The sequence below is a fragment of the Streptomyces sp. NPDC057743 genome, from assembly GCF_042798755.1.
Lineage (GTDB): Bacteria > Actinomycetota > Actinomycetes > Streptomycetales > Streptomycetaceae > Streptomyces.
In genome coordinates this window covers 110,194-133,943 of record NZ_JBHVJX010000015.1, presented here as the reverse complement: position 1 = coordinate 133,943, position 23,750 = coordinate 110,194, and the positions used below count along the sequence as shown (strand labels likewise).

Below are 23,750 nucleotides of genomic sequence, written 5' to 3'. Positions count from 1 at the left end.
CACGCCGAGGAAATGCGCCCGTCCCGCCCCGCTCCCCTCACGCCCGGTAGAGCGCGTCCACCTCCGCCGCGTACGCCGCCTCGATCGCCTTGCGCTTGAGCTTCAGCGACGGCGTCAGCAGGCCGTGCTCCTCGCTGAACTGGTTGGCCAGTATCCGGAACGTGCGGATCGACTCGGCCTGCGAGACCAGGGTGTTCGCCGCGACCACCGCCCGCCGGATCTCGGTCTCCAGATCGGGGTCGCGCACCAGGTCGCGCGGCGCCATCTCCGGCTTGCCGCGCATCGTCAGCCAGTGGGTGACCGCCTCCGGGTCCAGGGTGATCAGCGCCGAGATGAACGGCCGGTCGTTGCCCAGGACGACGCACTGGGCGACCAACGGGTGCGCCCGCACCCGCTCCTCCAACGGCACCGGCGAGACCGACTTGCCGCCCGAGGTAACCAGAATTTCCTTCTTACGGCCGGTGATCGTCAGATAGCCGTCCTCGTCCAGGGAGCCGAGGTCCCCGGTGGCGAACCAACCGTCGTGCAGCACCGCGTCGGTCGCCTTGACGTTGTTGTGGTAGCCCTGGAAGATCTGCCCCCCGTAGAGCCAGATCTCGCCGTCCTCGGCGATGTGGACGGTGGTGCCGGGGACCGGCGTGCCCACGGTGCCGAAGCGGGTCCGCTCGGGCGGGTTGGCGGTGGCCGCCGCGGTGCTCTCCGTCAGGCCGTAGCCCTCGAAGATCCGGACGCCGGCGCCGGCGAAGAACAGACCCAGCCGGCGCTCCATCGCCGAGCCGCCGGACATCGCGTGCCGCACCCGGCCGCCCAGCGCCTCGCGGACCTTGCTGTAGACCAGCTTGTCGAAGAGCTGGTGCTGCATCCGCAGCGCGGCGCCGGGGCCGGGGCCGGTGCCGAACGCCTTGTGCTCCAGCGCCTCCGCGTGCCGGACGGCGACCTGCACGGCCTTGTCGAACGGGCCCTCCTTGCCCTCGACCTCCGCCTTCCGGCGGGCCGCGGCGAAGACCTTCTCGAAGATGTACGGCACCGCGAGGATGAAGGTGGGGCGGAACGCCTGGAGGTCCGGCAGCAGCGCCCGGGCCGACAGCTCGGGCTGGTGGCCCAGCTTGACCCGGCCGCGGACCGCCGCGACCTGCACCATCCGCCCGAAGACGTGGGCCAGCGGCAGGAAGAGCAGGGTCGCCGCCTCGTCGCCGGGCTTGGAGCGGAAGACCTTGTCGTACCGCTGCACGATGTTGTCGGCCTCGGCCATGAAGTTGGCGTGCGTGATCACGCAGCCCTTGGGGCGGCCGGTGGTGCCGGAGGTGTAGATGAGCGTCGCGACGGCTTCCGGGGTGATCGCCATCCGGTGCCGGTGCACCACCTCGTCGTCGATGTGCGCGCCGGCCGCGGTCAGTTCGGCGACCGGGTCGGCGTCGAGCTGCCACAGCTTCCGCAGTTGGGGGAGCTTGCCGACGACCGAGCCGACGGTCATCGCGTGGTCCTCGTGCTCCACCAGGCAGGCCGAGACGTCCGCGTTGTGCAGCATCCAGAAGACCTGCTCCGCCGACGAGGTCGGGTAGAGCGGCACGGACTGGGCGCCGATGGACCACAGCGCATAGTCGAACAGGGTCCACTCGTAGCGGGTGCGGGACATGATGCCGACCCGGTCGCCGAACCGGATGCCCTGCGCGAGCAGGCCCTTGGCGAGCCCGATGACCTCGTCCCGGAACTGCCCGGCGGAGACGTCGTGCCACTGTCCGGCGGCGTCCTTACGCGCGAGCGCGGTCCGTCCGGGATCGGAGTCCGCGTTGTCGTAGACCGAGTCGGCCAGCCCGCCGACCCGGGGCGCGGTCGCCAACGGTGGGACGGTGAACTCGCGCAATGACCCAGCTCCTCGTGGTGCTTCTCACAAGGCCGCGACCGTACCCCACGGGAACGGCGGGTGGGAGTGCGGTAGCACGCCGGGCCGGCGGGGCAGCGGGAACCGGCCAGGTGGGGAAATCGGGTTACTTCGGGTAACCGCGGACATTATCCGGCCGTTCCGTCGCCCGGTGAACACGGCGCCGGGACCGGATCTGCACCGAATCTCTGCATCTTTTGCGACGTTGAACCATGGTTGAACCATGTCGGAGACGTATTCCGGCGGACTGCGGCGATCTGCGGAAGGTTCCCGGGAGATCCTGCGACGGCCCAGCCGATCGCCGGTGCCCCGCCCCCGGCCGCGGTGCACCCCGGAGCGGCGCGACGGATTCCGGCCGCGCAACAGCCGCGCCGGGCCCGCCCCTTACGGGAGGTGCAGCCGGTCGCCGCCCGCGAGGACCGCCTCCGCCAACGCCTCCGCCGGACCGCGCGCCGCCCCCGCCCGCCGCCCGTGCAGCAGGACGAAGTCCACCCCGCCCAGCTCCGGCAGCCCGGCCCGGGACGGTATCCGCACCAGACCCGGCGGGATCAGCCCCCGGGTGTGCGCCATCACCCCCAACCCCGCCCGGGTCGCCGCGATCAGCCCGTTGAGGCTCCCGCTGGTGCAGACGATCCGCCACTGCCGGCCCTGTTCCTCCAGCGCCTCCAGCGCCCGCGCCCGGGTCACCGCCGGCGGCGGGAAGACCACCAACGGGACCGGTCGCTGTGGATCCAGTCGCAGCCGCTCGCCGCCCACCCACACCAGCCGGTCCCGCCACACCAGTTGACCCCGCGGCTCCTCCGGGCGCCGCTTGGCCAGCACGAGGTCGAGGCGGCCGGCCGCCAGCAGCTCGTGCAGCGTGCCGGACAGTTCCACGGTCAGCTCCAGATCGACCTCCGGATGGTCCCGCCGGAACCCCTCCAACACCTCCGGCAGACGCGTCAGCACGAAGTCCTCGGACGCGCCGAAGCGCAGCCGCCCCCGCAGCCGGGTCCCGGCGAAGAAGCCGGCCGCCCGCTCGTTGGCCTCCAAGATGGTGCGCGCGAAGCCCAGCATCGCCTCGCCGTCCTCGGTGAGGTCCACGGCATGGGTGTCCCGCACGAACAGCCGCCGCCCGGCGGCCTCTTCCAGCCGCCGCACGTGCTGGCTCACCGTCGACTGACGCAGCCCCAGCCGGTGCGCGGCCTGCGTGAAGCTCAGCGTCTGCGCCACCGCGAGGAAGGTGCGCAACTGCACCGGGTCGAACATCGGGCGCCCCACCTGCTCCACCATCGACACCCCCGACCGCTCTTTCGTCCGCGCTATCGCGTTCCATGATGACAGTCACCACAGTAAGAGGGGTTCCCGATCGCCGCCCGGCCCGGCAGGCTGGAGAGGGCACCGTCCATGCCACTGCCCGTGAGCCGTCAACCCCGAAGAGAGACCATGCGCCGCCCTGTGTTCCGCCTGCCCCCCTGGCTCCCCGTGGACGGTTACATCCTCGCGTTGCTCGGCACGGTCGGCCTGGCCGCCCTGCTGCCGGCCCGCGGTGGTGCCGCCACTGTCGCCGACGGTGCCTCCACCGGGGCCGTCGCCCTGCTGTTCTTCCTCTATGGCGCCCGGCTCTCCACCCGGGAGGCGATGGACGGGCTGCGCCACTGGCGGCTCCATCTGACCACGCTGGCCTGCACGTTCGTGGTGTTCCCGGTGCTCGGCCTGGCCGCCGGCGGCCTGGTTCCCCACGTCCTGCCGCCCGCGCTCTACACGGGCCTGCTGTTCCTGTGCCTGGTGCCGTCGACGGTCCAGTCCTCCATCGCCTTCACCTCCATCGCCCGCGGCAACGTGGCGGCGGCGATCTGCGCCGGCTCGTTCTCCAGCATCGTCGGGATCGTCGTCACCCCGCTGCTCGCCGGGCTGGTGCTGCACGGCAACGGCGGCGGCTTCTCCGCGCACTCCCTGGTCGCGATCGTCTGCCAACTGCTGCTCCCGTTCGTCGCCGGGCAGTTGCTGCGCCGTTGGGTCAGCGGCTTCCTGGTCCGGCACAAGAAGGTCCTCGGGTACGTCGACCGCGGCTCGATCCTGCTGGTCGTCTACGCCGCGTTCAGCGCCGGCATGGTGCAGGGCATCTGGCACCAGGTCTCCCCGCTGCGGCTGTTGTGCCTGCTGGGCGTCGAGGCGGTGCTGCTGACGGCCATGCTGACGCTCACCACGTACGGTTCACGGAAGCTGGGCTTCAACCGGGCCGACCGGATCGCGATCACCTTCGCCGGCTCGAAGAAGAGCCTGGCCGCCGGGCTGCCGATGGCCAGCGTCCTGTTCGGCGCCCAGGCCGGGTTGGCGGTGTTGCCGCTGATGGTCTTCCACCAGATGCAGCTCATGGTGTGCGCGGTGCTCGCCAAGCGGTACGCGGCCCGAGCGGACGCCGAGGAGGTGCCGTCGGCGGGGCCCGACGGCGCCGGACCCCAACCGCCCGCTCAGCGCCCGCCGTCCACCCTGTCCAACGGGAGCCCGAGCACCAACGGGCCGGCCACCGAGGCGCTGCCCCCGCGCACCCGCGAGAGCTCGGCGTCGGTCAACGCCCGCCCGTAGACCCGGACCTGGGACAGCGCGCCGGTCAATCGCGCCCGCCCGTCCGGCTGTTGGCCCAGGAAGGCGCCGAACACCGAGGTGCGGCTGACCGATCCGGGCACGTCGGCGGCGGACGCGGTCGCGGTGCCGTCCACGGTCAGTCGCAGTCGGCCGCCGGCGCGGCGCAGCGCGAGGTGGTGCCAGCGGCCGTCGTTGTAGGCGCCGGCGCTGGCGAGTTGGACCGTCGCCGGGGGCCGGGCGCCGTCAACGGCCGTCAGATGCGCGGTGATCCGGTCGTGCGCCGGGTCGCCGCTCACCGCGACCTGCGGGGAGGCGCTGCCCATCCCGCCCATCCACAGCAGCGGTTGTGCGCCCCCGGTGGCGCGGTAGCGGAACCACAGCGAGCAGGTGAACTCCCGGCTCCCCAGGGGGAGCGAGCCGCGGAAGGGGAGGCGCACCGCGTCGTCGGCGCCGTCGAAGGAGAGCGCGCGGCCGAAGGGGCCGTCGGTGAGCCGGGCGCCGCCGAGGACCGCCGCCGGCCGGGCGCCGCGGGCCAGATCGGGGGTGGTGGGGTCCGGGCCGCGGCGCGGTCCGAGCCACGCCTCGGTGAAGCGGGCGAAGCGGATCTCGTCCCGGGCGTCGGCGGTGCCGCCCTCGTAGAGCAGGCCGGTGACGGTGGGGGAGACGGCGACCAGGTCCGAGTAGCCCGACCAGTCGGCGGTGACCCGGGCGCCCCGGTCCACGCCCTCCCAGGTGCGGCCCTGGTCGTAGGAGGACCGGATGGTCATGGCGCGGCGCCGGTCGGGGTCGGCGGGGGCCGCGAGCAGGGTGCGGGTGCCGCCGCCCGCGGCCGACGAGCGCGGCAGCAGCAGTGCCGACGCCTGCACCATCGGGGCGGAGAAGTCGGGCAGGGTGCGGAACGGGGTGGCGAAGGAGTCGCCGCCGTCCCGGCTGACGGCGGCGGTGCGGTTGCCCAGGTCGGTGCCGTCCTGTTCGCGGCCGTTGACGTAGATCGAGCCGTCGGTGCGCTCCAGGAGGGCCATCTCGGACGGCTTCTGCCGGAAGGTGCCGTCGGGCGCGATCGGCCAGGTGTCGAGCGCGCCGACCCGCCAGGTGGCCCCGCCGTCGTCGCTGTGGACCAGGGCGGCGTGGTTGGCGGTGACCCGACGGCCCGCGTAGCTCTCGGCGTTGACTCCGAAGACCAGCCGGCCCGCGTGCCTTCCGTGGGCGAGCTGGAGGCCGTGCAACGGGCCGGTGGCGTACCAGGAGTTCCACCGCCGGGGGCGGATGCTGCGGGTCAGGTCGCGGGGTGCGGACCAGGTGGCGCCGTCGTCGTCGCTGTATTGGAGGTGCGGGGTGCGGTCGCAGGGCACGTCGCAACTGAGGCCGTCGGTACGGCCCTTGTTGTAGGTCTCGGCGAGGACGATCCGGCCGGTGCGGCGGTCCACGAGGGGCGCCGGGTTGCCGTGGGTGTCCCCGTCGCCGTGGTTGACGACCTTCAGCGGGCCCCAGGTCCGGCCGCCGTCGGTGGAGCGCTTGACGACGAGGTCGATGTCGCCGGCGTCCCCGCAGTCGTGCACCCGGCCCTCGGCGAAGGCGAGCAGGGTGCCGCGGACGGTCCGCACGATGGCGGGTATACGGAAGCAGAAATACCCCTTCTCCTGCGCCGCCTTGAAGAGGACCCGCTGGTCGAAGCCGCCCGCCGGGGCGTCATCGGCGGCCCGGGCGGGGACGGTCGCCAGGACGGCGAGCGCGGTGGCGGTCAGCGCGGCGGCGGTGGCCCGGGCACGGCGGTGCCGTGGTCTGGGGCGGGGGTGCGCGCGGAGATCTGACGTCATGGTCCGGCCTGCCCTTCGAGGCATCGGGTCGGGTCATCAGGACATCCAACGTCCTATGTGCAGATGGGACGGAAGCTACTGCCGTGCGCCAAGAGCGACAAGGAGCCGACGTCGGTTCTCCCCGCCCGCCCCGGAATTCACTCTCCCGGCCGGGCGCACTGCGCCGTGTGCGCCACGGTCGGACGGCGTCCGCCGGGACGCCTCACGGCCGCAGCACCACCTTCCCCAGGTTGGCCCGCGCCTCGATGATCTCGTGCGCCTTCGCGGCCTCGGCCAGCGGCAGTTCGGCGTGGACCGCGGCCGTCAACCGGCCGGCCGCGGCCAGCTCCCACAACTCGTCGTGGTGGCGCGCGTACCGCTCCCGATGGACGGTGGCGAAGCGCCGCATGGTCAGTCCCGTGATGGTCTTCGCACCGGCCAGCAGCTCGTACGCCGGGACCGTGCCGCCACCGGAGTTGAAGTAGATCAGCCGGCCACCGGGGGCGAGCGCGGCCAGCGCCCGCGGCAGCAGCTCCCCGCCGACGCCGTCCAGCACGATGTCGACCGGCTCGCCCCAGGACTCCTGGTCGTAGGTCACCACCTCGTCGGCGCCCAGCCCGTACAGGAACTTGGCCTTGGCCGCCGAGCTCACCGCGGCCACCACCCGTGGCACGCCCCGGAGCTTGGCCAGTTGGACGGCGAGGTGCCCGGTGCCGCTGGCCGCGCCGGTGATCAGCACGGACTCGCCGGCGGACGGCGCGGCGGTGCTCAGCGCGGCCAGCGCCACGTGCCCGCCGCGCACCAGCGCCACCGCCCGCACCGCGCTCGCGCCGTCGGGGAGGCGGCTGGCCAGGAAGGCCGGGGCGAGGGCGAGTTCGCCGTACGAGCCGGTGAGAGTGAGCGAGGTGATCCGGTCGCCGACGGCGAAGCCGGTGATGTCCGGCCCCAGGGCGATGACCTCGCCGGCGATCTCACCACCGAGGACGCCGGGCAGCCGATCGCCGCCGCCCCTGCCGTCGCCGCGCACCCGGCGCACCGACGGCAGCGTGACGCCGATCGCCTCGGTGCGGACGAGGAGTTCACCGGGACCGGGCACCGGGTCCTCGGCCTCCTCCAGCCGCAGGACCTCGGGACCGCCGTAGGCATGGAATCGGACGCGGCGCATCGGCCGTCACCTCCGGGAGGGTGGGCCGCACGACCGCGACCCGTTTCATTGGGAGCCCCAACGATAAGCAGAAACCGTTGGGCTTGCCAATGGTTTTTCGTGGTGCTCCCTACGTTGGTGCCACCCACGGCTGACTGGGTACGGTGCTCCCATGTCCGACAACACCCCCGCCCCGTACGCCCCGAGCCGCATCCGGGCCCTGCCCAGTTGGCTGTTGGGGCGCGCCGCCGCCCGCGGCCACCGGCTCGTCGCCGATGCGCTCGCCGCCGAGGGCATGCGGATGATGCACCACGCCGTGCTCTCGGCCGTCGCCGAACTCGGCCCGCTCTCCCAGGCGGAGCTCGGACGGCGGGTCGGCATCGACCCCAAGGACATCGTCGCGGTCGTCAACGACCTCCAGCAGGACGGGCTGGTCACCCGCACCCCCGACCCGAAGGACCGCCGCAAGAACGCCATCGAGATCTCGCCGGCGGGGGAGCGGCGGCTGGACCGCACCCAGCGCCTCGGCGACCAGGCCAACGCCGAACTCACCGCCGCGCTCAGTGACGAGGAGCGCGCCCAACTCGTCGCGCTGCTGGGCCGGATCGTGGCCCCGGCGGAGTGAGCCGGGCCGGCCGGGCGGCCTCAGTCGCCGGCGCTCGCCCCGTCCCACACCAACCGGTGCTCGCCCGCGTAGACGTTCATCGACGCCCCGCGCAGGAAGCCGACCAGCGTCAACCCCGCCTCGGCGGCCAGGTCCACGGCCAACGAGGACGGCGCGGAGACCGCGGCCAACACCGGGATGCCGGCCATCACGGCCTTCTGCGCCAACTCGAACGAGGCCCGGCCGGACACCATCAGCACGCTCGACGACAGCGGCAGCCGGCCGTCCCGGAGTGCTCGCCCGACGACCTTGTCCACCGCGTTGTGACGCCCCACGTCCTCCCGGACGTCGAGCAGTTCGCCGTCGGCGGTGAACAGCGCCGCGGCGTGCAGCCCGCCGGTCCGCTCGAAGACCCGCTGGGTGGAGCGCAATTGGTCGGGGAGGGTCGCCAGGGTCTCCGGGGTGATCCGCAGCGCGGGGTCCGGATCGGCGGTCAGCGACCAACGGGCGCTGGTGCGCACCGCGTCCAGGCTCGCCTTGCCGCACAGCCCGCACGACGACGTCGTGTAGACGTTCCGCTCCAGGGTGATGTCCGGGACCGGAACCCCGTCCGCCAGCCGCACGTCCACGACGTTGTACGTGTTGCGCCCGTCCTCGGTGGCCCCCGCGCAGTACACGATGTTGGCGACCTCGTCCGCGGCGCCCAGCACCCCCTCGCTGACCAGGAAGCCCGCGGCCAGCGCGAAGTCGTCACCGGGGGTGCGCATGGTGATCGCCAACGGCCGGCCGTTCAACCGGATCTCCAGCGGCTCCTCGGCGACCAGGGTGTCCGGCCGGCTGCTCACCGCGCCGCCACGGATGCGGATGACGCGGCGTCGCTCGGTGACCCGTCCCATGTCTGATCAGCCCCGGTCCTGTCTGCGGTGATGGGCGTGCTCGCCGGTGTCCGTCGTGGTGGTCGGCGCGTATCGCCGATGATCGATGCCCGATGTCCATTGTCCGGTACGGGCGTTCACCCGGCGCGGCCGTCGGCGGCCACGGTCCGGCCCGGATGAGCCAGATCGTCGCGGCGGCCTGTGCGGAGTGGCCGCGCTCGGTAGACTGTAGACGATAGCCAATAACGGAGGGGGCCCCGATGCTGTCCCGAGGTTTGCCGCAGGGCGCCGTACCCAAGCTGGAACGCCCCGGCCCACTGCGCGAGCGCGTCTACGAGGCACTGCTCGAACTGATCACCACGCGTGCGCTGCGGCCCGGCCAGCACCTTGTCGAGAGCGAGTTGGCGGGCCATCTCGGCGTCTCCCGCCAGCCGGTGCGCGAGGCCCTCCAGCGGCTCAACACCGACGGTTGGGTCGATCTGCGGCCCGCCCAGGGCGCGTTCGTCCACGAGCCCACCGAGGCGGAGGCCGACCAACTCCTCACGGTCCGCACGCTCCTGGAGGCGGAGGCCGCCCGGCTCGCCGCCGTCCACGCCGCCCCGGCCGGCATCGCCGAGTTGGAGCGGCTCTGCGACGAGGGCGAGCGCGCGGTCCACGACGACGACGTGGAGGCCGCGGTGGCGCTCAACGCCGAGTTCCACGCCAAGGTGACCGCGCTCGCCGGCAACGCCGTCCTCGCGGAACTGGCCGGGCAGGTCGGGCGCCGGGTGCGCTGGTACTACACCCCCGTCGCCCGCCGCCGAGGCAAGCAGTCCTGGGCCGAACACCGCGAGCTGATCGCGGCGATCGCCGACGGCGACGAGGAGCGCGCCACCGCCGTGATGCGCGCGCACACCGAGCACACCCGGCGGATGTACCACGAACGCGACGGCGAGGACGCCTGACCAGGGCGGAGATCGGGGTGGCCGGTCCTCGCCCCCGTCGCCCCGCGTCCCGTCCGAGGGGCGAGACCAGGGGCTAGGAGCGGCCCGCCGACGGGTAGGGTGCAGGCGATCGCGCGCCAGCCGATCACGGACGAACCACCCGAACCCGACCAGAAACGGCGAGACGTACATGAGCGAAGGGACAGCAGCGGCGGCCGGCGAAGCGGCCTCCGTCGCCGACGAGGCGGCCCGCGAGCGGCTGCTCCACCTGCGCAGCAGCATCGACAACCTCGACGCCGCGCTGGTGCACCTGCTCGCCGAGCGCTTCAAGTGCACCCAACAGGTCGGCGAACTCAAGGCCAGGCACAGCCTGCCGCCCGCCGACCCCGCGCGCGAGGCCGCCCAGATCGCCCGCCTGCGCCGCCTGGCCGAAGAGGCCCGCCTGGACCCGGCCTTCGCCGAGAAGTTCCTCAACTTCATCATCGGTGAGGTCGTTCGCCACCACCGCGCCATCGCGGACCGGGCGGTGACCAGCAGCGGGGGGCAGGCTGAGGGGCCAACGCCGGCTGCTGGCTGATCACTTGGGAGATATCTGGGAGAGATCTGGGAGAGGGAGATCAACTTCCCCACAGGTTTTCACCCCGAGAACGTGCAGGGCGCGGTCGAACATCTCCTCCAGGCCGCCCAGTCGCCTCTGGCGCAGAGCGGGTGTTGGGTGCTGGTAAGTGCCCTTGATACCCCTTGATACCAGGGTACTTGTGCCCCATCCGCTCGTACGCGAGCACCGGGTGTACCCCGATTAGCGTCGAGGTGCCGTTCAAGGAGGTTCGCGAGGAACGGCGGAACGTCGACGTCACGCACGGACCACCACTTGTTCTTGACGGGTTCCAGATCGTGCACGGTCCCCAGCCTGCTGCCGTCGCTCCCGCGCCGGATGTACTCGGCTACCTCCTGCTCTATCCGCAGAGTTGGGCAGGTGAAGAACCCGCCGTTGTGCGGTTCGCGACGGATGAGCAGGGTCTTGTCGCGGTGCAGCCCGATGCCCTCACCCCAACGCGGCCCCAGAAAACGTGTCGTGAGGACGTGTATGCCGTTCGCCGGCCCGAGGCGTTGAGCCAGGCGTAGCACGGCTTGAGTTCAACCTCGGTGATGCAGGGCGGCCGCGAGTGCCTCGGCCAGGGTCATGGGCGGGCGTCCGATCAGGCGGCGCAAGTCGCCAGAGTTGGTGTACATCTCGCCGTGGCTCATGCCGCGGTCAGCGTCAGCGAGGACCTCCGCCAGCTCGGCGGGTAGGCCCGCGGCGGCCAGTGCCTGGGCGAAGTCGGTTACCGGAAGGTCAGCGTAGGTAACCTGCTTTCCGGCCGCAGCGGAGATCGCCGTGGCGAGCTCAGTGAGGGTGAAGGACTCGTCGCCGCCGAGCTCGTACACGGTGCCGGTGTGGCCTTCGGAGGTGAGGACGACCGCTGCGGCCTCGGCGTAGTCGGCGCGGGACGCGGCGCTGATCCGCCCCTCGCCTGCGGCGCCGACGACGGCGCCGTGCTGCAGGATCTGCGGCAGTTGGCTGGTGTAGTTCTCCAAGTACCAGCTGTTCCGCAGCAGCACGCTGGGGATTCCGCGGTCCCGCAGATACTCCTCGGTCTCGCCGTGCGTGGCGCCGATGACGGTGGTGGCCGTGTTCGCGTGCGTTGTGCTCGTGTACGCCACCAGCGACACGCCTGCGGACACTGCGGCGTCGATCACGCGGCGGTGGTTGGCGACCCGCTCGCCCACGGGGACCGAGGCCGAGATCAGCAGCAGCTTGTCCGCCCCCGCGAATGCCTCGGCCAGGCCGTCGGTGTCCGCGAAGTCGGCGCGGCGTACCGTGATGCCTCGGTCGGCCAGGTCCTTGATCCTGGCGATGTCCCGGCCGGTCGCGATGATGTCCGCGGCCGGGATCCCGCGCCGCAGCAGTGCCTCGACGGTGAGCCTGCCCAACTGGCCGGTGGCTCCGGTGACGACGATCGGCATGGTGGTCGTTCCTTCCTTCCGCGCGTGCCTTGCACGCCTGCCGCGGTCCGTCCACGGCGGGATGGAACACAGACTGACCTGGACACTCTCTGTTGGGTAGTAGCCACTTCTTGGTAGGGTACTTACCGGACCGAAAGCATTGAGGTGAGCCGCATGGCTGCTGTCAAAAACGTGACCGGGCCCATACCGTCATTCGATCCGTACGAGCGCGGCTGCCCGTCGAGGGACCTGCTCGACCAGATCGGCAGCAAGTGGGCGGTCCTCGTGCTGGGCGAACTCGGCCGGAACGGGACCTCCCGGTTCGGCCAACTCCGGCAGGCGCTGGCGGGCGTGAGCGAGAAGATGCTCACCCAGACACTGCGCACCCTCGAACGCGACGGGCTGGTCAGCCGGACCGTCTACCCAGAGGTGCCACCGCACGTGGAGTATGAGCTGACCCCGCTCGGCCAGACGCTCCGGGAACCGCTGAAGGCGCTCACGGAGTGGTCCGTGCTGCACATCGAAGAAGTCATCACCGCCCGCGAAGAGTACGACGACCGCACTGAGCGCACCAGGTAATCGGCGGCGGCCGAGCCCCGCTGGTACACGGCGTTGGCGGCACCTTCGCTACTGCCCGGCAGGGGCGATTCCTTCTCCCACGTGGGAGAAGGAACGTGCGGCGCGTGGGGGCCTGTCCTTACGCCTGACATGCCTTCGAATCGATCGAGGGCGGGCCGCGGAAGCATCCCGTGAAGTGAGCAAAACATGGAGGCCATGTGAAATATGGCCAACCTTGGTGGCCGCTTGCACGCGCGTAGACCTCGCGTGACACCGGGGCCCCGGCGGTGCCCGCCTGTCGTGTCGAGCCAGGCACAAATGACTGAAAATTGAACTAATGGCCGAGGGGCGCACTACGGTTTGCGGCGGTTGCTGTTCCACCGAGAGGAAACCCCTCATGACCGCCGCCGACAGCGCACCGATCACGGCCCGCATCCTCACCGGCTACCGCCCGGAGGACGGCTTCATGGCCGTGGAGTTGAACCCGCCCCCCGCCGAATACGTCTGGCACGACGAAGACGCCGAGCAGCAAGAGGAGCGGTACGGCCCGGGCGTGGGATACCACCAATGGTTGGCCATCGACGCGCAGAGCGGCGCGGTCTGGTTCGGGGACGTCGACTGGCGGGCCTCGCGCGAGCACCTGGAGCGCCAACTCCCCGGTGTCCCGCGCAGCGCACTCGGCGACGGCACGCTGCCGGCCCCCGGCGTTCTCGTGTACCTGCTGACCCACCTCGCGCACGACGAGCAACGCGGCTACTCCTGGCGCTTCTTCACCGTCGAGGAGTTGCATGCGCTCGCGCTGCGCATACTCCCCGCCGTACAGCGACTCGTGGACTCGATGCACCGTACGGGACCGGCCGGCGAACTGGAGTGGTCCGCCGAGGCCGCCACCGCCTGGGACGACATCGAGCAGGCCGCCACCTACACCTTCGCTCCCTCCGGAGCGGTCGTCTGGCCCAGGCTCCGGATGAGCCCGGTTCCCGGGTGGCGGGTCGAGGTCGGCGCGTTCCTCGCGAGCAACCCCGACCTGTGCGACCCGTCCTGGGGAGTGGCCACCGACGCGGAACTGGAGGCTTACGCCGACTACCGGCCCGACTCGGGCTACGGCGGTGTCCCGGGGCGGATGTGCCGCGCCGCCGACCGGCAGATCGAGGACGGTTTCACCTTCTACGGCCACCGCGCCGCCCTGTACGCCTATCGCGCCGAGGCGTGCGGCGATCGTTCCCCGACGGAGGCCCGCACCTGGCTGGAGACGACGGAGGCCGGCAGGGGCACCTGGGAGGCGGCCAAGCCCCCCGGAGCCACGCTCGCCGATGTGCCGGACTGTGTGCTGGCGGCCTTGGCCGAACGCTTCCAGAGCGCCGCGCACGAGGAGGGGTTGGTCCTGACGGGCCTGTCCGCCTACCTGCAGCGGTTGCGCGCCGACGAACGGGCCTCCGTCGACCGGCAGCTTGTCTACGAAGGCGAGGAGGTCGAGCGTCTCGAAAGCATGCTCAAGGACTTCCGCGCCGCGCGGAACCGCACCGTGACCCGGATCCTGGCGTGGGCCGACGGCCGCGACGATGCGGAGATAGCCCGCCTGGCCTCCATCTCCCATGACTACGTCCGTGACTGGCGGGCCCGCCTGACCACCGAACAGGCCACGGCGACGCCTTAGACCGTGTCCCATGTGGCGGTGGCTCGCTGGGCTGAACATGGGGCGGGGTACGTGGAGTTGGACTGTTCCGGACGGGTTGTGGGAGATCGCGAAGCCGTTGGTCCCGCCGTCGAAGGTGGGGCCGCAGGGCGGCGGGACGCGGGACACTCCTGATGAGACGCCGTTCGCAGCGATCATCTACGTTTTGGCCAGTGGCTGTGCCTGGCGTGCGGTGCCGCCCTGCTTCGGGATCTCCAAGTCGACCGCTCACCGTCGGTTTCTGATCCGGTCGCGCACCGCATCACCGATGGAGACTCAGTCGTCCGGTCTTGCCTCAGCCGCGTTGTCGCTGATTGTTCAGACCAAGCGGCCACCGAATCGTACGGGACCGCTTTGGTGACACGGCGTCAGCGACGGCCCATGCTCATCGGTGCGGTTCCCTCTTCTCCTTCTCGGTTGCCTGGCGCCTACCTGGGAGTTCGCCGCACTTGCAGGAGGGCCGAGCGGCATTTCTCAACCGCTGTGGATGCTCCTCATCTTCATCATCGGAGAAGCGGTTCGTCATCACCGCGCGTATCGCGGACCGGGCGGTGACTGGCGACGGAGGGGAACCGGCCGCGGGGTCGGAGCCGGCCACCGACTGACTGGCTGACTGACTGCGCCCAACCCTGACGCAGTCACAGTCGCAGACGTATACGTAGACGCAGCCCCGCCCCGGGGTGGAGGCATGTGTTCCTCAACTCCCGGGGCGGGAATGGTAGTTCAGATCATCTCCCGGCTGATCGGGCGGGGGTTGGGGGCCACGTCACGGAGCCGGGGGCGGCCCGGTTGGTGCAGCAGCAGGGTGAAGGCCGCGGCGACCAGGGAGATGCCGCCGGCCAGCAGGTACGCGCCGTTGTAGCCCCAGGCGCTGACCACCATCGAGCCCAGCCCGCCGCCGAACAGGCCGCTGATGAGCTTGCCGCTGTAGACCAGGCCGTAGTTGCTGGCGTTGTAGTTCTCCCCGAAGTAGTCGGGGGTGAGGGCGGCGAAGAGCGGATAGAAGGCGCCGCCGCCGAAGCCGGAGAGGAAGGCGAAGAACAGGAACAGCCACTGACTGTGCAGGTCCCCGGCCCACAACACCCCGAACTGGGCCAGTCCCAACACGACGATCACGACCACCAGGGTCGCCTTCCGGCCCCACAGGTCCGACAGCCAACCGACCGCCGTCCGCCCGACGCCGTTGACGACGGACATGATCCCCATCGACGACGCGGCGACCAGCGGGCCGAAGCCCACGTCCTTGGCGAAGTCGACCTGGAACGAGATCCCGAATATCGACACGCCGGCGGTCAGCACCACGCTCATCCACATCAGCGGCAGCACCCCGCTGCGGATCGCCTCCTTGGGCGTGAACTGCCGTACCGCGGGCGGGTTCTTGACCAGTCCCGCCGCCGGCTTCTGTGCCCCGCCGCCGGCGAGCGGCGGCTCGACGTCCGCGGGCCACCAGTTCTTCGGCGGGTCCTTGAAGAACCAGGCACAACCCGCCACCACGATCAGCACATAGACCCCGATGAGGTCCAACACCTCGTCGAAGTCACGGGTGTTGAAGGCGTAGTTGAAGACGAAGATGAACGGCAGGGCACCGTAGGCGAATCCGCCGTTGACGAACCCGGTCTTCGCACCGCGGCGCTCGGGGAACCACTTGCCGACCATGTTGATGCAGGTGGCGTAGACGAGCCCGGAGCCGATGCCGCCGACGACCCCGAAGCCGCAGAGCGCCGCCGGCACGTTGTCCAGATGCCCCAGGGCGACGAAGCCCAACAGGCTCAGCACCGCCCCGATGAACATCGCCCGGCGCGCGGTCAGGATGCCCCGTTCCCGTAACCAGCCCGCCGGGAACGCGATGCCCGCCTGGAAGAACACCCAGACGCTCAGGATCCAGAAGGTGTCGCTCTGCGTCCAGCCGTGGGCGTGCGACAGCGTGCCCTCGGCCGACCCGTACGCGTACTCGGAGACGCTGATCGCGATCATCGACACCCACGGCAGATACACCATCAACTTCCGTGTGTGGCCGCCGAGTAGCTCCCGATCGGTCTCCCCGATGCGGTAGATCCGGCCCTTGCCGTCGGTGATCTCGCGGTAGGCGGTTGCTGTCCCGCCTGTCGTCCCGCCTGTCGTCGTGTCTGTTGTCCTGCCTGGCGTTGTGCCTGGCATTGTGCCTGCGGCAGCTGGTGCTGCCTGTTCGGTTCCGCCCGTTCCCGTTCCCGTCCCTGTTCCCGTTCCCTCCGTCCTCCTCTTGCTGTCGTCCCGCCCGTTCCTGTGACTGCGATCCATGCCGTTCACCTCGGAATCGAAAAAATCCGGTCAGCGCGCCCTCTGTCCCTTTTCGTTTCGGGTGTCAGGAACGGCGTCAGGGACCGAGCAGCCCCGCGGCCCGCGCCCAGCGGTACTTGGCGCCGAGTGCCGCCACCGGCTTCTCGGTGGTGTACGGGTAGGCGACCACCCCGTTGTCGAAGAGCCGGGCGGCCGCCGCCTCGACCTCGGTGTCCCCGGCCAGCGACGCCACCACCGGCTTCTCGATGCCGCGCGCCCGGAACTCCCCGACGACCCGCGCCGTCAACTCCGCGAAGACCGCGGGCGGGGTGACGATGGTGTGCCAGTAGCCCAACACCAGCGCGTGGATCCGGGGATCGGACAGCCCCAACCGCAGGGCCGCCTCGTAGGTGGCCGGGGGCTCGCCGCCGGTGATGTCGACGGGATTGCCGGCCGAGCCGAACGGCGGGATCAGCCGGCGGAACGCCGCGTCGAGATCGGCCGGAATGTCCATCAGCCGCAGCCCGTTGTCCACCAGGGCGTCCGACAGCAGAACCCCGGAGCCGCCGGCGCCGGTGATCACCACCACGTTGTCGCCCTTCGGGACGGGCAGGACGGGCAGCGCCCGGGCGTACTCCAACAGGTCGGCCAGGCCCGGCGCCCGGATCACCCCGGCCTGCCGCAGGATGTCGTCGTACACCGCGTCATCGCCGGCCAGCGCGCCGGTGTGGGAGCCGGCGGCCCGCGCCCCGGCCCCGGTCCGGCCCGCCTTCAACACCACCACCGGCTTCTTCGGCACGGTCTCCCGGGCCGCCTCGACGAACGCCCGGCCGTCCTTGAGGTCTTCGAGGTGCATCGCGATGCAGTCGGTGTGCGGATCCTCGCCGAAGTAGGTGAGCAGGTCGTCCTCGTCCACGTCCGCCTTGTTGCCGAGCCCGACGATCGCCGAGACGCCGGTCCGGGTCGTCCGGGCGAAGCCCAGGATCGCCATCCCGATGCCGCCGGACTGCGAGGTCAGCGCCACCCCACCCTTGACGTCGTAGGGGGTGCAGAAGGTGGCGCACAGGTCCTGCCAGGTGGAGTAGTAGCCGTAGATGTTCGGCCCGAGCAGGCGGATGCCCCACTCCGCGCCGATCGCCACGATCCTTTCCTGGAGGGCGAGTTCACCGGTCTCGGCGAAGCCGGACGGGATCAGCACGGCGTTGGGGACGCCCTTGCGGCCGACCTCCTCCAACGCGGTCGGCACCAGCGGCGCGGGGATGGCGAAGACCGCAACGTCCACCTCGCCGGGCACGTCCCGCACCGACCGGTACGCCTTGTGGCCCAGGACGTCGTCAGCGGTGGGGTGCACCGGATGGATCTCGCCGGAGAACCCGCCGTCGAGCAGATTGCGCAGCACCGAGTGGCCGATCTTCCCCGGGGTGTTGGAGGCCCCGATGACCGCCACCGAACGGGGCCGCATCAGCCGCCGCATCGCGGCCAGGATCTCCGCCCGGCCGTGGCGCGGACGGCTCGGCGGCGCCCCCTCGCTCAGCAGGATCCGGACGTCGGCGGCGCACACCCCGTCCGCCGACGCGAACACCGGATTGAGGTCCACCTCCGCGATCTGCGGGAAATCCGCGGCGAGTTGAGAGGTGCGCACGATCAGGTCGACGAGCGCCGCGCGGTCCGCCGCGGGCCCGCCGCGCACCCCGCGCAGCACCTCGGCCGCCCGGATGCCGTCCACCATCGACGCGGCGTCCTCGGCCGTCGCCGGTGCGAGCCGGAAGGTGACGTCCTTGAGCACCTCGACCAGGACGCCGCCCAGCCCGAACGCCACGACCTTCCCGAACGTCGGATCGGTGACCGCCCCGACGATCACCTCCTGCCCCGCCGGCACCATCTGCTGCACCAGGACGCCGTCGACCCGCGCGTCCGGCGCATAGGCCCGGGCGTTGGCCACGACCGCGGTGAACGCGCCACGCACCTCGGCCGCCGAGGCGAGGCCGGTCCGCACCCCGCCCGCCTCGGTCTTGTGCGGGATGTCCGGCGACACGATCTTGAGCGCCACCGGGAACCCGATCCGATCGGCGAGCGCCACCGCCGCCTCGGCGTCCTGTGCAACTCCCTCCGCCGGCACCGGAATCCCGTACGCGTCGGCGATCACCTTCGCCTCGGGAGCGGTGAGCACCGTCCGCCCCGCACCCCGCGCCGCCGCCAACACCCCATCAACTACACGTTTCTGACTTGCACTCATCTGTATCATCAGATCACTCCCGCCGCCTTCAGCCGCGCCAATTCCGGTCCGTCCAGGCCCAGTTCCTCGCCGTACACCTCGGCGTTGTGCTCGCCGAGCAGTGGCGAGCGGTGCACGTCGACGGGGGAGTCGGACAGCTTCAGCGGCGAGCCGACGGTGGTGAAGGCGCCGCGCTGTGGGTGCTCGACCCGCACCACCATCCCGTTCTCGGCCAGCGAGGCGTCCTCGATGATCTCCTTGGTCGACAGGATCGGCCCGCAGGGGATGTCGTGGGCGGTGAGCTGCGCCAACACCTCCCACTTGGGGAGCGTGCTGCTCCACTCCTCGATCAGTTGGAACATCTTCGACAGCTTCGGCAGCCGCGCCTCCGGCGTCGCCCAGTCCGGGTCCCCGGCCAGCTCCGGCCGCCCGATCAGCTCGGTGATCGGCTGCCAACCGACCGGCTGCACGATCACATAGACGTAGTCGTTGGGCCCGCCCGGCGCGCACCGCACCGCCCACCCCGGCTGCCCGCCACCGCTGGCGTTGCCGCTGCGCGGCACCTCGTCGCCGAAGTCCTCGTTCGGATACTCCGTCAACGGGCCGTGCGCCAGGCGCTGTTGGTCCCGCAGCTTGACCCGGCACAGGTTGAGCACCGCGTGCTGCATGGCGACGTTGACCCGCTGGCCGCGGCCGGTGCGGGTGCGCTGGAAGAGCGCTGCCAGGATGCCCGCGACGCAGTGCACCCCGGTGCCGGAGTCGCCGATCTGCGCCCCGGTCGCCAGCGGCGGCCCCTCCTCGAAGCCGGTCGTCGCCATCGACCCGCCCATTGCCTGGGCCACCACCTCGTACGCCTTGTAGCCGGTGTACGGGCCCTCGCCGAACCCCTTGATGCTGGCGTAGACGATCCGCGGGTTGATCTCCTGGATGCGCTCCCAGGGGAAACCCATCCGATCGACCGCGCCCGGGCCGAAGTTCTCCACCAGCACATCGCTGCGCCGGATCAACTCGGTCAGCAGTTCCTTGCCGCGCTCGGTCTTGGTGTTCAGGGTGATGCTGCGCTTGTTGCAGTTGAGCATGGTGAAGTAGAGCGAGTCGGCGTCCGGGACGTCCCGCAACTGACGCCGCGTGATGTCTCCGGTCACCGCCTCCAGCTTGACCACATCGGCCCCGAGCCACGCCAGCAACTGCGTTGCGGAGGGCCCGGATTGAACATGCGTCATATCGAGGACGCGGATGCCGTCGAGTGCCTTGGACATGGCCGACTCCCTCCTACTTGTACATCGTCTGGTTCATCGTTCCGGGGGCGTACGCGTCCGGATCGATCCACACGTTGATCAGCGAGGGCTTGCCCGACTCCCGGGCCCGCCGCAGCGCCGGCGCGATGTCCGCCGGGTCCCGGACCTCCTCGCCGTAGCCGCCCAGCATCCGCGCGAACTCGTCGTAGCGGACGTCCCCGAGCGTGTTGCCGACCCGCTCCCGCTTCGCGCCGTACTTCGCCCGCTGCCCGTAACGGATCTGGTTCATCGACGAGTTGTTGCCGATGACGCCGACGAACGGCAGGTCGTAGCGGACCAGCGTCTCGAAGTCCCACCCCGTCAGGCTGAACGCGCCGTCCCCGAAGAGCGCGACCACCTCCTTGTCCGGCCGGGCCTGCTTGGCGGCCAGCACGAAGGGGATGCCGACGCCGAGCGTTCCGAGCGGCCCCGGATCCATCCAGTGCCCCGGCGACTTGGGCTGCACGACCTGCCCGGAAAAGGTGACGATGTCCCCGCCGTCCCCGATGTAGATCGAATCCTCCGTCAGGAAGTCATTGATCTCGCTCACCAGTCGATAGGGGTGGATGGGGCAGGCGTCCGACCGCAGCTGCGGCAACCGCTTTGCCAGCGCGGCCTGTTCGGCGGCGCGCAGCTCGTCCAACCACTCCTTGCGCTTGGCGGCACCCCCGTTGATCCGCCCGGACGTCGCCTCGGTGACCGCCTTCAGCACCAGGCCCGCATCCCCGACAATCCCCAGATCGACGTCGCGGTTCCGCCCCACCGTCCGGTAATCCAGATCGATCTGCACCACCGTGGCATCCGGCGACAACCGCTTGCCGTACCCCATCCGGAAGTCGAACGGCGTCCCCACGATGACGATCAGGTCCGCGCCGGCGAACGCGTACCGCCGCGACAGCTGGAAGTGGTGCGGATCGCCGGGCGGCAGCGTCCCCCGCCCCGCCCCGTTCATGTACGCCGGGACGTCCAGCGCCCGGACGAGCTCCACCGCGGCATCGGTCCCGCGCGTCGTCCACACCTGGCTGCCCAGCAGGATCGCCGGCCTCTCCGCCCGCACCAGCAGATCGGCCAGCCGCTGCACGTCCTCGGGGTCGCCGGGCGAACGGGTCGAGGCCCGGTAGTGCCCGGCCCGCGGAACCCGCGCCTCCTCGGCCGGCACCTCGGCGTCCAGCACATCGCGCGGGATCTCCAGGAACGACGGCCCGGGCGCACCGTGGAAGCACTCCCGAAACGCCATCGAGACCATGTCCGCGGCCCGCGCGGTGTCCGGCACGGTGGCCGCGAACTTGGTGATCGGCGTCATCATCTCGACGTGCGGCAGGTCCTGGAGCGACCCCATCTTGTGCTGCGTACGCGCCCCTTGGCCGCCGATCAGCAACATCGGCGACTCGGCCCGAAAGGCGTTGGCGACCCCGGTCACCGCATCCGTGGTCCCGGGCCCCGCGGTGACCACCGCACACCCCGGCCGCCCCGTGAGCCGCGCGTACCCGTCCGCCGCATGCGCCGCCACCTGCTCATGCCGGACGTCCACCACCTCGATGCCCTCATCGACGCACCCGTCGTAGATGTCGATGATGTGCCCCCCACAGAGCGTGTAGATCACCTCCACCCCCTCGGCCTTGAGTGCCTTGGCCACCAGGTGCCCCCCGGAGACCCCGGCCCGGCCGTCCCCCCGACCGACGCCCTGCTTGCCTTCCTGCCCCTCGCCCTGCTGGCCCTTGCCCTGAGTCATCTGCGTCACTTCCTTCCGATCTTTCCGGGCGCGGTAGCCGCACATCCACAGCCGCCGAACCAGGTCACCGAGCCCCGAGAGCCACCAACCGAAGCGCCTCGCATACCGAAGCGCCTCGAGGTCGCCGCAGGAGCCACCTCCATCCGCCGACTGAAGACTGTATACAGTCGCCAGTCGACAAATACTGTATGGACCCGTTATCCCTCACCGCCCCCCGGTTGTCCAGGGGGCAACGCCACGATCAAGCCATCTGGCCGGCGACCCGCGGTCGCCACCTACCCATAACCGAGCCTTATGCCCGACAGGGATACGCAGGTGAAAGGCACTCCGAAACCTTGGTATTGTTATCCATGTCGCCGCGGGGAACGCCCCGCGAAGATCACCTAAGTCCGGGTGGCGGAATGGCAGACGCGCTAGCTTGAGGTGCTAGTGCCCTTTATCGGGCGTGGGGGTTCAAGTCCCCCCTCGGACACAGACCAAATCCCCACGGTTTCTCTGAAACCGTGGGGATTTGTCGTTGTTGGGGGCGTGCGGCGTGGGGGCGATCTCGGCGTGGATGGTCTGGTGGCCGGGGGTGTAGGTGAGCTGGAGGCTGAGTTGGTGGTAGTTGTCGTCGGGGGTCGGCTTGGCGAATGACGGTGGCGAGTTCGCTGAGGGAGCGGACAAGGCAGGCGATCTCGTCGCGGGTCATGCGATGGTCGTGGGCATCGTGGGTGGCGGTGCGTAGGTCGGCTTCGGCGCGGGTGTGGGTGGCTTGGGTTTCGGCGATCCACTGGGTGATGACGGTGGGGTCGGCGCCGGCTTCGAGGGCGGCGCGGTGGGTGGCGAGCTTGGCGTCGCAGTCGGTGATCACGGCGCGGGCGGTTTCGGCAGCGGTGGAGCTGGGGTGGCTTTCGGGCTGGGCGGCTGCGGCCATGAGGTCGATGGTGTCGTCGAGGCGGTGGGGCTGGAACACGGTGGTGAGCCAGTCGTCGAGCGGTTGGGTGATCCACTTCTCTCGGAGGTAGACGTTGCGGGGGTGGTGGACGGGGTGGGCGGCACCAGTGTGAGCGCGGCGATGCAGTAGCTGTTGGGTGTGGGTGAAGGTGCCGTCGTCGATCAGCGGGGTGTGGACGATTTTCTTGGAGATGATCCATTTGTCCTGGGTGTTCCAGCGCATCGCGGTGGTGTAGCCGAGGGAGACGTCTTCGATGTCGAGGAGTGCTTCGAACTTGCTTTGCCTGTTTCAGATTTGGCGGCCGGTGTAGCGAGGGTTGGTCAGGATGGCGCGTACGGCGCTCTTGGCCCAGGCACGGGCATCGCGGTGGGGGTTGCGGGCCCGGTCGTGGGCGGAGGGACTGGGGTTGCCGTCGCGGGTCAGTCCTCGGCGATGGCGAAGACACCCAGGCCGCGCAGGTACTCGGTGAAGATGCGGACGACGACGGGGGCGGTGGCGGGATCGGGGTCGAGACCGTAGAGACGTTTGCCGTCGGCCGCCTTGGCCGGGTTGGGGTGCGGGCCCAGGTCGCGCAGCCGGTATCCGTACGGGGGGCGGCCGCCGAGGTAGCGGCCTTCGGTGAGGGCTTGGGCGGCCATGGCGGCGTGGACGCGGACCTTGATGCGGTTGCGTTCACCTTTGGACATGCCGCCGAAGACGGACATGATCAGGTCGTGGGTCTCGTTGTCCGCGTCGATGGGACCACCGACCTCCGGGACCCACAACGGGACGCCGTAGTGGGTGAAGAGGGGGAAGGTGTTGCCGAACTGGGCGCCGTAGAAGGCCCGCTGCGGTTCTCCGATCACCACTGCGTCGAAACCGCGCTGCGGATGAGCGAGCGCGGCGAGCAGGTCCGCTGCGTGCGGACGACGCTTCCACGGCAAGGCCCGGGTCGCGCCGATGTCGAAGTACTCGGCCGCGATCGTTCCTCCGGCCGGCTCGATCAGGCTTTGGGCGCGCCCGAGTTGCCACTGGCGAGAGGCTTCGGCGTCCTGGTGGTCTTCGGTGGACACCCGCCCGTAGAACGCGAACGTCAACGTCGTTCGCAAAGGTGAGTCGCCGGTGGCGATTGCGGACGTGGGGGTGGGGAGGAGCCATGGGAGAGGAGGTTGGTTGCCGGTCACGGTTCGGTGTCCGGATCATGCCTCCGGGCGACGGGGGGGGCGACTCCGTAGTTGATGCCTCCAGCACCGGCGTCGATGCTGCCGAGAGCCTGCACCACCTGGCTGTTGGTGTTGTTGTAGGCGTTCTGTACGGGGCTTGTGGCAGGCTCAGCGGTATCC

The 23,750-nt window shown here is 70.7% G+C and carries 20 protein-coding genes, 1 tRNA gene and 1 pseudogene; 9 read left to right on the top strand and 13 right to left on the bottom strand.

The window, feature by feature from the left end:
- Positions 1–37: 37 nt before the first annotated feature.
- Positions 38–1,864 (bottom strand): AMP-dependent synthetase/ligase, encoded by a 1,827-nt coding sequence (locus ACFVFQ_RS19220; RefSeq protein WP_383417174.1) that lies wholly within the window; start codon positions 1,862–1,864, stop codon positions 38–40.
- A 402-nt stretch (positions 1,865–2,266) separates the two neighbouring features.
- Positions 2,267–3,130 carry a LysR family transcriptional regulator gene (locus tag ACFVFQ_RS19215; RefSeq protein ID WP_383417392.1) on the bottom strand — a complete coding sequence of 288 codons (864 nt, stop codon included), beginning with the start codon at positions 3,128–3,130 and terminating at the stop codon, positions 2,267–2,269.
- 177 nt (positions 3,131–3,307) lie between these two features.
- On the opposite strand from ACFVFQ_RS19215, the gene ACFVFQ_RS19210 reads away from it, so the two are divergent.
- The gene (locus ACFVFQ_RS19210) at positions 3,308–4,450 is read left to right on the top strand and encodes a bile acid:sodium symporter family protein (protein ID WP_383417171.1); all 1,143 of its coding nucleotides are present in this window, start codon (positions 3,308–3,310) and stop codon (positions 4,448–4,450) included.
- On the opposite strand, the gene ACFVFQ_RS19205 is transcribed toward ACFVFQ_RS19210, so the two are convergent.
- Both ACFVFQ_RS19205 and ACFVFQ_RS19200 read right to left on the bottom strand, forming a co-directional pair.
- A complete protein-coding gene (locus ACFVFQ_RS19205) occupies positions 4,336–6,267 on the bottom strand; it encodes an exo-alpha-sialidase (protein ID WP_383417168.1) in 1,932 nt (643 codons plus the stop codon). The genes ACFVFQ_RS19210 and ACFVFQ_RS19205 overlap by 115 nt on opposite strands.
- A gap of 202 nt (positions 6,268–6,469) precedes the next feature.
- Positions 6,470–7,411, bottom strand: a complete 942-nt coding sequence (locus ACFVFQ_RS19200; RefSeq protein ID WP_383417165.1) for a zinc-binding alcohol dehydrogenase family protein — start codon at positions 7,409–7,411, stop codon at positions 6,470–6,472.
- A gap of 151 nt (positions 7,412–7,562) precedes the next feature.
- Here ACFVFQ_RS19200 and ACFVFQ_RS19195 point away from each other — a divergent pair, with 151 nt between their 5' ends.
- Positions 7,563–8,015 (top strand): MarR family winged helix-turn-helix transcriptional regulator, encoded by a 453-nt coding sequence (locus ACFVFQ_RS19195; protein ID WP_383417162.1) that lies wholly within the window; start codon positions 7,563–7,565, stop codon positions 8,013–8,015.
- A 20-nt stretch (positions 8,016–8,035) separates the two neighbouring features.
- Here the strand turns inward: ACFVFQ_RS19195 and fdhD are convergent, their stop codons facing one another.
- Positions 8,036–8,890, bottom strand: coding sequence for a formate dehydrogenase accessory sulfurtransferase FdhD (gene fdhD, locus ACFVFQ_RS19190; protein WP_383417159.1), 855 nt, complete (start codon positions 8,888–8,890; stop codon positions 8,036–8,038).
- Positions 8,891–9,129: 239 nt separating this feature from the next.
- On the opposite strand from fdhD, the gene ACFVFQ_RS19185 reads away from it, so the two are divergent.
- The 3 genes from ACFVFQ_RS19185 (at position 9,130) to ACFVFQ_RS19175 (ending at position 10,917) form a co-directional block, all read left to right on the top strand.
- On the top strand, positions 9,130–9,813 hold the full coding sequence (locus ACFVFQ_RS19185) for a GntR family transcriptional regulator (protein WP_383417156.1): 684 nt from the start codon (positions 9,130–9,132) through the stop codon (positions 9,811–9,813).
- 169 nt (positions 9,814–9,982) lie between these two features.
- Complete coding sequence (locus tag ACFVFQ_RS19180; RefSeq protein WP_383417153.1) at positions 9,983–10,369, top strand: chorismate mutase; 387 nt, start codon at positions 9,983–9,985, stop codon at positions 10,367–10,369.
- A 233-nt stretch (positions 10,370–10,602) separates the two neighbouring features.
- Positions 10,603–10,917 (top strand): hypothetical protein, encoded by a 315-nt coding sequence (locus ACFVFQ_RS19175; protein ID WP_383417147.1) that lies wholly within the window; start codon positions 10,603–10,605, stop codon positions 10,915–10,917.
- Between the two features lie 12 nt (positions 10,918–10,929).
- Here the strand turns inward: ACFVFQ_RS19175 and ACFVFQ_RS19170 are convergent, their stop codons facing one another.
- Positions 10,930–11,799: an SDR family oxidoreductase gene (locus tag ACFVFQ_RS19170; protein WP_383417143.1), complete on the bottom strand. Its 870-nt coding sequence runs from the start codon at positions 11,797–11,799 to the stop codon at positions 10,930–10,932.
- 153 nt (positions 11,800–11,952) lie between these two features.
- Between ACFVFQ_RS19170 and ACFVFQ_RS19165 the strand changes: the two genes are divergently transcribed.
- From ACFVFQ_RS19165 to ACFVFQ_RS19155, 3 genes and pseudogenes are all read left to right on the top strand, one after another.
- Entirely contained in the window at positions 11,953–12,357 is a 405-nt protein-coding gene (locus ACFVFQ_RS19165; RefSeq protein WP_383417140.1) for a winged helix-turn-helix transcriptional regulator, read from the top strand.
- Between the two features lie 376 nt (positions 12,358–12,733).
- Complete coding sequence (locus tag ACFVFQ_RS19160; RefSeq protein ID WP_383417137.1) at positions 12,734–13,993, top strand: hypothetical protein; 1,260 nt, start codon at positions 12,734–12,736, stop codon at positions 13,991–13,993.
- 37 nt (positions 13,994–14,030) lie between these two features.
- Positions 14,031–14,267 (top strand): annotated as a pseudogene (locus tag ACFVFQ_RS19155) (transposase); the annotation flags it as partial.
- A 467-nt stretch (positions 14,268–14,734) separates the two neighbouring features.
- On the opposite strand, the gene ACFVFQ_RS19150 reads toward ACFVFQ_RS19155, so the two are convergent.
- The 4 genes from ACFVFQ_RS19150 to ACFVFQ_RS19135 all read right to left on the bottom strand — a co-directional run bounded on the left by ACFVFQ_RS19150 (position 14,735) and on the right by ACFVFQ_RS19135 (position 21,491).
- The gene (locus ACFVFQ_RS19150; RefSeq protein WP_383417134.1) at positions 14,735–16,168 is read right to left on the bottom strand and encodes an OFA family MFS transporter; all 1,434 of its coding nucleotides are present in this window, start codon (positions 16,166–16,168) and stop codon (positions 14,735–14,737) included.
- A gap of 196 nt (positions 16,169–16,364) precedes the next feature.
- The gene (locus ACFVFQ_RS19145) at positions 16,365–18,503 is read right to left on the bottom strand and encodes an acetate--CoA ligase family protein (protein ID WP_383417131.1); all 2,139 of its coding nucleotides are present in this window, start codon (positions 18,501–18,503) and stop codon (positions 16,365–16,367) included.
- Positions 18,504–18,511: 8 nt separating this feature from the next.
- Positions 18,512–19,741, bottom strand: coding sequence for a formyl-CoA transferase (gene frc, locus ACFVFQ_RS19140; protein ID WP_383417128.1), 1,230 nt, complete (start codon positions 19,739–19,741; stop codon positions 18,512–18,514).
- Positions 19,742–19,754: 13 nt separating this feature from the next.
- Positions 19,755–21,491, bottom strand: coding sequence for a thiamine pyrophosphate-binding protein (locus tag ACFVFQ_RS19135; RefSeq protein WP_383417125.1), 1,737 nt, complete (start codon positions 21,489–21,491; stop codon positions 19,755–19,757).
- Positions 21,492–21,878: 387 nt separating this feature from the next.
- Between ACFVFQ_RS19135 and ACFVFQ_RS19130 the strand changes: the two genes are divergently transcribed.
- Positions 21,879–21,963: transfer RNA gene (locus tag ACFVFQ_RS19130), tRNA-Leu, on the top strand.
- Here ACFVFQ_RS19130 and ACFVFQ_RS19125 read toward each other — a convergent pair.
- The 3 genes from ACFVFQ_RS19125 to ACFVFQ_RS19115 all read right to left on the bottom strand — a co-directional run bounded on the left by ACFVFQ_RS19125 (position 21,928) and on the right by ACFVFQ_RS19115 (position 23,504).
- Positions 21,928–22,650, bottom strand: a complete 723-nt coding sequence (locus ACFVFQ_RS19125; protein ID WP_383417123.1) for a hypothetical protein — start codon at positions 22,648–22,650, stop codon at positions 21,928–21,930. The two genes, ACFVFQ_RS19130 and ACFVFQ_RS19125, sit on opposite strands and share 36 nt — an antisense overlap.
- Positions 22,651–22,716: 66 nt before the next feature.
- Positions 22,717–22,851 (bottom strand): recombinase family protein, encoded by a 135-nt coding sequence (locus tag ACFVFQ_RS19120; RefSeq protein ID WP_383417389.1) that lies wholly within the window; start codon positions 22,849–22,851, stop codon positions 22,717–22,719.
- On the bottom strand, positions 22,848–23,504 hold the full coding sequence (locus tag ACFVFQ_RS19115; protein ID WP_383417117.1) for a recombinase family protein: 657 nt from the start codon (positions 23,502–23,504) through the stop codon (positions 22,848–22,850). The genes ACFVFQ_RS19120 and ACFVFQ_RS19115 overlap by 4 nt, the downstream gene beginning before the upstream one ends.
- Positions 23,505–23,750 lie beyond the last annotated feature (246 nt).

Bases quoted from the DNA above. Each gene is read 5' to 3' on its own strand.
- ACFVFQ_RS19215 (WP_383417392.1), bottom strand. From the start codon at position 3,130: ATGTTCGACCCGGTGCAGTTGCGCACCTTCCTCGCGGTGGCGCAGACG.
- ACFVFQ_RS19210 (WP_383417171.1), top strand. From the start codon at position 3,308: ATGCGCCGCCCTGTGTTCCGCCTGCCCCCCTGGCTCCCCGTGGACGGT.
- ACFVFQ_RS19205 (WP_383417168.1), bottom strand. From the start codon at position 6,267: ATGACGTCAGATCTCCGCGCGCACCCCCGCCCCAGACCACGGCACCGC.
- ACFVFQ_RS19200 (WP_383417165.1), bottom strand. From the start codon at position 7,411: ATGCGCCGCGTCCGATTCCATGCCTACGGCGGTCCCGAGGTCCTGCGG.
- ACFVFQ_RS19195 (WP_383417162.1), top strand. From the start codon at position 7,563: ATGTCCGACAACACCCCCGCCCCGTACGCCCCGAGCCGCATCCGGGCC.
- fdhD (WP_383417159.1), bottom strand. From the start codon at position 8,890: ATGGGACGGGTCACCGAGCGACGCCGCGTCATCCGCATCCGTGGCGGC.
- ACFVFQ_RS19185 (WP_383417156.1), top strand. From the start codon at position 9,130: ATGCTGTCCCGAGGTTTGCCGCAGGGCGCCGTACCCAAGCTGGAACGC.
- ACFVFQ_RS19180 (WP_383417153.1), top strand. From the start codon at position 9,983: ATGAGCGAAGGGACAGCAGCGGCGGCCGGCGAAGCGGCCTCCGTCGCC.
- ACFVFQ_RS19170 (WP_383417143.1), bottom strand. From the start codon at position 11,799: ATGCCGATCGTCGTCACCGGAGCCACCGGCCAGTTGGGCAGGCTCACC.
- ACFVFQ_RS19165 (WP_383417140.1), top strand. From the start codon at position 11,953: ATGGCTGCTGTCAAAAACGTGACCGGGCCCATACCGTCATTCGATCCG.
- ACFVFQ_RS19160 (WP_383417137.1), top strand. From the start codon at position 12,734: ATGACCGCCGCCGACAGCGCACCGATCACGGCCCGCATCCTCACCGGC.
- ACFVFQ_RS19150 (WP_383417134.1), bottom strand. From the start codon at position 16,168: ATGCCAGGCACAACGCCAGGCAGGACAACAGACACGACGACAGGCGGG.
- ACFVFQ_RS19145 (WP_383417131.1), bottom strand. From the start codon at position 18,503: ATGAGTGCAAGTCAGAAACGTGTAGTTGATGGGGTGTTGGCGGCGGCG.
- frc (WP_383417128.1), bottom strand. From the start codon at position 19,741: ATGTCCAAGGCACTCGACGGCATCCGCGTCCTCGATATGACGCATGTT.
- ACFVFQ_RS19135 (WP_383417125.1), bottom strand. From the start codon at position 21,491: ATGACTCAGGGCAAGGGCCAGCAGGGCGAGGGGCAGGAAGGCAAGCAG.
- ACFVFQ_RS19125 (WP_383417123.1), bottom strand. From the start codon at position 22,650: ATGCGCTGGAACACCCAGGACAAATGGATCATCTCCAAGAAAATCGTC.